The sequence below is a fragment of the Pseudomonas sp. CM27 genome, assembly GCF_013179515.1.
GTDB lineage: Bacteria > Pseudomonadota > Gammaproteobacteria > Pseudomonadales > Pseudomonadaceae > Aquipseudomonas.
Window position 1 is genome coordinate 1 of the sequence record NZ_JABMCN010000327.1, and the last position, 5,634, is coordinate 5,634.

The 5,634-nt window shown below is 62.7% G+C and carries 6 protein-coding genes; all 6 read right to left on the minus strand.

The features are described 5' to 3' along the window. The coding region (locus tag HP547_RS29320; protein ID WP_175586408.1) for a hypothetical protein at positions 1-939 on the minus strand (939 nt) is incomplete at its 3' end. A gap of 124 nt (positions 940-1,063) precedes the next feature. Then, a complete protein-coding gene (locus HP547_RS26855) occupies positions 1,064-3,007 on the minus strand; it encodes a response regulator (protein ID WP_172288448.1) in 1,944 nt (647 codons plus the stop codon). Next, positions 2,997-3,845, minus strand: coding sequence for a sensor histidine kinase KdpD (locus HP547_RS26860; protein WP_172219837.1), 849 nt, complete (start codon positions 3,843-3,845; stop codon positions 2,997-2,999). The genes HP547_RS26855 and HP547_RS26860 overlap by 11 nt, the downstream gene beginning before the upstream one ends. Further along, entirely contained in the window at positions 3,838-4,851 is a 1,014-nt protein-coding gene (locus HP547_RS26865) for an ATP-binding protein (RefSeq protein ID WP_172219840.1), read from the minus strand. The genes HP547_RS26860 and HP547_RS26865 overlap by 8 nt, the downstream gene beginning before the upstream one ends. After that, positions 4,848-5,252: an anti-sigma regulatory factor gene (locus HP547_RS26870; RefSeq protein ID WP_172219843.1), complete on the minus strand. Its 405-nt coding sequence runs from the start codon at positions 5,250-5,252 to the stop codon at positions 4,848-4,850. The genes HP547_RS26865 and HP547_RS26870 overlap by 4 nt, the downstream gene beginning before the upstream one ends. Next, on the minus strand, positions 5,249-5,611 hold the full coding sequence (locus tag HP547_RS26875; protein ID WP_172219846.1) for an STAS domain-containing protein: 363 nt from the start codon (positions 5,609-5,611) through the stop codon (positions 5,249-5,251). Before HP547_RS26875 ends, HP547_RS26870 begins: the two co-directional genes overlap by 4 nt. Positions 5,612-5,634 lie beyond the last annotated feature (23 nt).

Genomic DNA, 5,634 nt, shown 5'->3' on the forward strand with positions numbered 1-5,634 from the left:
ATCGGCAGTGGCATCATTCAGCTGCAGAATGTGTGCCTTGATGGCGTTGCCAGCCATTTCGAACAGCTCGCAGCAAAAGGCGTCGCCCTGCTCCTGCAAGGGTGAGTCTTGCAACGCGTCGGCCGCAGCTTCCATCGCTACACCCTCGGCCGTTTCTGCAAAACCAGCGATATTGCGTGCGCGGAGTGCTGGGTCAGCCAATGGCTGCAGGTAATAGAAGGCAATCAAACAGGCAATACCGTTCTTTTCGAAACTTTTGCTCAACTGAGCTTTCAACGCCCCCACGCTATCGTCAATCTGGCTATTTTCGATATTGTGATGTTGCAGAAATGCTGCAATCGGACTTAGTACAGCCGCCAGTAAATCGTCGAGGGTATAACCTGCCATCGGAGGCAACACGTTCGGGGTAAGTTCGAACGGCGCGCTTACGTAATCCGAGTATTCGTCACGCACCAGTTCCGCCTTCTTCCCCATCAGCTCTTCAGGGTTGGTCAGCGTTTGGTCATTCAGCCTGACGATATGATCATGTATGCCCCACGCCGCCTTGTCGGTAAACGCTCGCACAAGATCATCGCCCTCGTTCATCAGCGGCGAGCCCTGCAACGATTCGAACGCCGACTGCGCGGCAAAGCTGCCCAGCTGCAGCGCCATGCTGCTGATATTGCGCGCGCGGGTTTCCGGGTGTTGATACGGCGTCTGGTACCAGGTCGAAATCTGGTACTCGATGCCCATCCGTTGCAAGTCGGCCCACAAGTGGGTGACCAGCGCGATGCTGGTTTCCCGAATGAACCCGGGGTCGGCTTGCAGCGCCTCAAGGAAGGCCACAACAGGCGTGTTTACAACTTCGAGCAGGTTTTCGTTGGTATACCCAGGCATCGGCGGGAAGACGCCATTCGGTAATTCGATATCTTGCTGGGCTGGTTTGGCCGGGTCTTGCATCCGAAACTCCATTTTCTTGAAGAACACTAATTGCCATTAAATTGGCATCACTTATGATGCCATTTGAATGTCGCCCGGAAATATTATCGACCCGGGTAATCAAGTGCAAAGCATGGCTTTGTCATCAGCCCTTGCGTACCGCCTGGCGGACTTTCCCAAGCAACTCTGCCAATTGAAACGGTTTCAACAGCATATCCATGCCAACCCCTAGAAACGCCTGGCGGTCGAGTGCCGCATCCGCATAGCCGGTCATGAACAACACCGGCAGATCCGGCCGGTAGCCCCGTGCCAGGTCAGCCAGTTCGCGGCCGCTCAACGTCGGCAAGCCGACGTCGGTCAGCATCAGGTCCAGGTTGGAGTCGCCGCCCAATAACGCCAGCGCTTCGTCGGTGGTCGAGGCCAGGCTGCAGCGATACCCCGCATCGGTCAGCGCCTCGGCCACCGACAGGCGCACGGAGGCCATGTCCTCTACCACCAGCACGTGCTCGCCGTTGCCTTGCAGGTCCAGACCGCTGTCGCGCTCGACGTGTACAGCGGCCTCGGCACTGGCGGGCAGCATCAGCGTCACTTCGGTGCCCTGCCCGACCACACTGCTCAATACCACATGCCCACCCGATTGGCGGGCGAAGCCATAGATGGTCGACAAGCCCAGGCCAGTGCCCTGCCCCACGGGTTTGGTGGTGAAGAACGGGTCGAAGACTTTCTCCAGCAGTTCGGGCTGGATACCGCTGCCATCGTCGCGCACGCTCACCGCAATGTACGGGCCATCCAGCAGGTTGGGGTTGCCGTGGGACCAGGTCGCGGCAGTGTTGACCCATATCTGGCCGTTCTTGCACAGCGCATCGCGGGCGTTGATGACCAGATTGAGCACGGCGCTTTCCAGCTGCACCGGATCGACCAGGGCAATGGCTGGCTGGGGCGACAATTCCAGGGTCAGCATCACCCGCTCGCCAATGGTGCGCGTCAGCAGCTCTTCCAGCGAACGCACGTGCCGGTTGACATCGATCGGGCGGGTGTCCAGCGGCTGCTGGCGGGCGAAGGCCAGCAGGCGGTGGGTGAGCGACGCGGCGCTGGTGGCCGAACTCAGCGCGGCCTCGGCGTATTTGGGCACCATCTCGACACGGTTTTGCGCCACCCGTTTGCGGATCAGTTCCAGGCTGGTGATGATGCCGGTAAGCAGGTTGTTGAAGTCGTGGGCGATGCCGCCGGTCAGGCTGCCCAGGGCGTCCATTTTCTGCAGCTGCAGCAGCTGCGCCTCGGTGCGCTCGCGTTCGGCCACCTCCCGCGCCAGCTGGCTGGTGGCAACGTCCAGGCGGGCCAGGTGCGAGCGCTCGCGGTGACGGTGCTCGGTGACGTCTTCGACGAACACCAGGCACAGCCCCGTCGCCTGGTAGGGTGACAGCTGCCACTCGGTCTCGCGCAAGTGCCCCCGCACTTGCATGCTCAGGGTGCCTTTCCATCGCTCGCCGGCCAACAGGTGCTGGCGCAGGGCGTCCAGGGCTGCCGCCTGGCCCTCGGCGAAGCACTCCCGAAGCTGCGCAGCATCACGGTTGTCCTGGGTAAGGTGGCTGAACGCCTGATTGCATTCATGCACCTTCAGTTCTGCATCGAGCACGGCGATGGGGGCCGACACGCTGCTGAAAATCTCCCGGAAGCGCGCCTCGCTCTCACGCAGCGCACGCTCGGCATCACGTACACGCAGCAGGGTGCGCAGGGTGGCGACCAGTACCTCAGGGTCCACCGGGTGGACCAGGTAGGCATCCGCGCCGGCGTTCAGGCCGGTGATGATATCGCCGCTCAGTATCGACGCCGCCGACACGTGGATGACCGGCAGCAGTGCGGTGCGCGCGTCCTCGCGCAGCAACCTGACGATATCGAAACCGCTCATGTCCGGCAGGTTCACATCCAGGATCAGTGCGTCCACCTGCTGGTCGCGGATCATCGCCAGCCCTTCGCCGCCCGTGCCCGCCTCCATCACTTCGTAGCCGTGCACCGCCAGGCGCCGGCGCAGGGCGTAGCGGGTGGCGACGTTGTCGTCGACGATCAGCAGGCGCACATCAGGTTTCATCGACGTTCTCCTGGGCCAGGGCCAGAGGAATGATCACGAAGAAGCATGAGCCGACCCCTGGCTCGCTGTGCACACCCACTTCGCCACCCAGCAGCATGGCGAAGCGTTTGCACAACGACAGGCCCAGACCCGTGCCGCGCAGGCGCTTCTGCAGCGGCGAGTCGACCTGGGCAAAGTCCTCGAACAAGGTCCCCAGCAGCTCCTGGGCAATGCCGATGCCGGTATCGTTGACCGCAAAGCGGATCATGTCGTTGCCCAGCAACTCGGCAGACACGCGTACTTCACCGCGGGTGGTGAACTTCAGTGCATTGGAGATGAAGTTGCGCAGGATTTGCGCAAGTTTCTTGTCGTCGGTGTAAAGCCGTGGCAACCCCACCGGCTCTTCGAAAATCAGGTCGACCGCCGTGACATCGACAATCGGCCGGAACATCCCGCGCAAGGCTGCGAACAGGTCGAGCATATCGAACCAGGCGGGCGAAATGGTGATGCGCCCGGCTTCGATCTTGGCCAGGTCGAGCAGGTCGTCGACCATGTCGGACAGCTCGCGGGTGGCGGTGCTGATGAACGTCACCTGGCGGTGCTGCTCTTGCGACAAGGGCCCGTCCAGTTCATCGGTCAGCAGGCCGGTGATGCTCAGGATTGAGCCCAGCGGCGTGCGGAACTCGTGGCTCATGTAGGACAGGAAGCGGCTTTTCAGGTCCGACGCCTGGCGCAGTTGCTCGGCCTGGATGTCCAACTCAGCATACAACGCCAGCACGCCCTGGTTGGTTTCCTCCAGTTCGGCGCGCAAGGCGTCGTTCTCGGCCTGCAGCCGGGCTATCAGTTGTGCATCAGACATGCGCGGCCTCCAGGTCGACGGCCAGCACCGTCACATCATCGCGGCCTCGGCAGAAATCGCGGTGCAGCACGGCGGTGATCACGGCCGGGTGGCGGTGCACCAGGCCAGGGTAGTCCTTCAGGTTCCAACGGGACTGCAGGCCGTCGCTGTACATGATCAACAGGTTTCCATTCAGCTCAGCGTAGTCGAACACCTGGGCTTTCCTGAACTGCCCACCCACGATGCCCGGCAGCGAAGCCAGGCCGCGCACTTGTGCCCCGGCCACCAGGCTTGCACCGATGTTACCGATGCCGGTGAAGCTAAGGCGGTCATGGGCACGGTCATATTGCGCCACCGCCGTAGCCCCACCCCGGGTGCCGGACATGGCCTGGTGCATGGCCTGCAACAGTTGCAACGGGTCGCCATACGGCGCTTCGGCAAATGCGGCGGCGCCCGCCTTGGCCGCCACTTCGGCATCAGGGCCGTGCCCCAGACCATCGATCACCAGTGCACTGATGCATTGTCCATCGATAGCCAGGTGCCAGGTATCCCCGCAGGCGGGGTCGTTGTGCAGGGCATGCTGGCTGACGCCCCAGCGCAGGTCTGCGCCGCGGTCAAGCGTCCTGTGCAGGCGCGCCAGCACCACGGCTCCGCGAGCATCTGCGTACATGTCGAACACCTGGGCCTGACGCACCATGGCCCCCATGCCGATACCCTGGGTGCCCGCCGTCGAATAGCCATCGGCCAGGCAACTGTGGGCATCGAAGCCCTGGGCCCGGTCCACGGTGAGCAGCTCGATGGCGAAGGCGCCTTGCTTACGGGGCAGCACGCGCATGTGCAGCTCGCCATGGCGGGCATGCTTGAGGACATTGCTGCACAGCTCGGTGGCCACCAAGGCCACACGCCCTGCCTCTTCCGGCTCAAAGCCATGTCGCTCGGCCAGCTTTTGTGCAGTACGTCGGGCATGGCCGACGTCGCTGGGGTCGTCCAGGCGCAGTACTTGAGTCGCGGTAGCGTGAATATTCATGCCCATCGGGTGATCGTCACACGCGTGCCCAGGCCGGGGGCCGTGTCCAGCTCGAACTCGTCGACCAGCCGTCGGGCGCCGGTAAGGCCCAGGCCAAGGCCACTGCCCGAGGTCCAGCCATCGGTCAGCGCCAGCTTGACATCGGGAATGCCCGGGCCCTCATCGCGAAACAGCAAGCGCAGCCCTGCACGCCCGGCATCCTCCAACACCTGCCAGTCCATGTCGCCGCCGCCGCCGTAGACCACCGTGTTACGAGCCAGCTCGCTGACGGCGGTCACGAGCTTGGTCAGGTCCACCAGGCGCATGCCGCATTCACCGGCCAACTTGCGCGCCAATTGGCGCGCCAACACTACATCCTGCTCTATGCGCACAGGATGGCTGCCGCTTTCGCGAACATTCATTTTCGGCTCACACGTTGACGCAGCACTTGCATGCCGCGCTCCACATTCAGTGCCGTACTGACGCCCGGCAGGGTAAGGCCGAGTTCGACCAAGGTAATGGCCACGGCCGGCTGCATGCCGACCACCATGGTTTCGGCATCCATGATGCGCGACAGGCCGGAAATGCTGGCGATCATCCGGCCTATGAAGGAGTCGACCATGTCGAGTGCGGAAATATCGATCAGCACACCTTGGGCCGATGTATGGCTGATGCGGTCGGTCAGGTCTTCCTGCAGCGTCAGCGCCAGCTGGTCGTGCATGTCCACCTGAATGGTCACCAGCAGGAATTCGCCCATCTGCAGGATCGGAATGCGCTCCATAGGCTTATACCTGCTTGCCGATG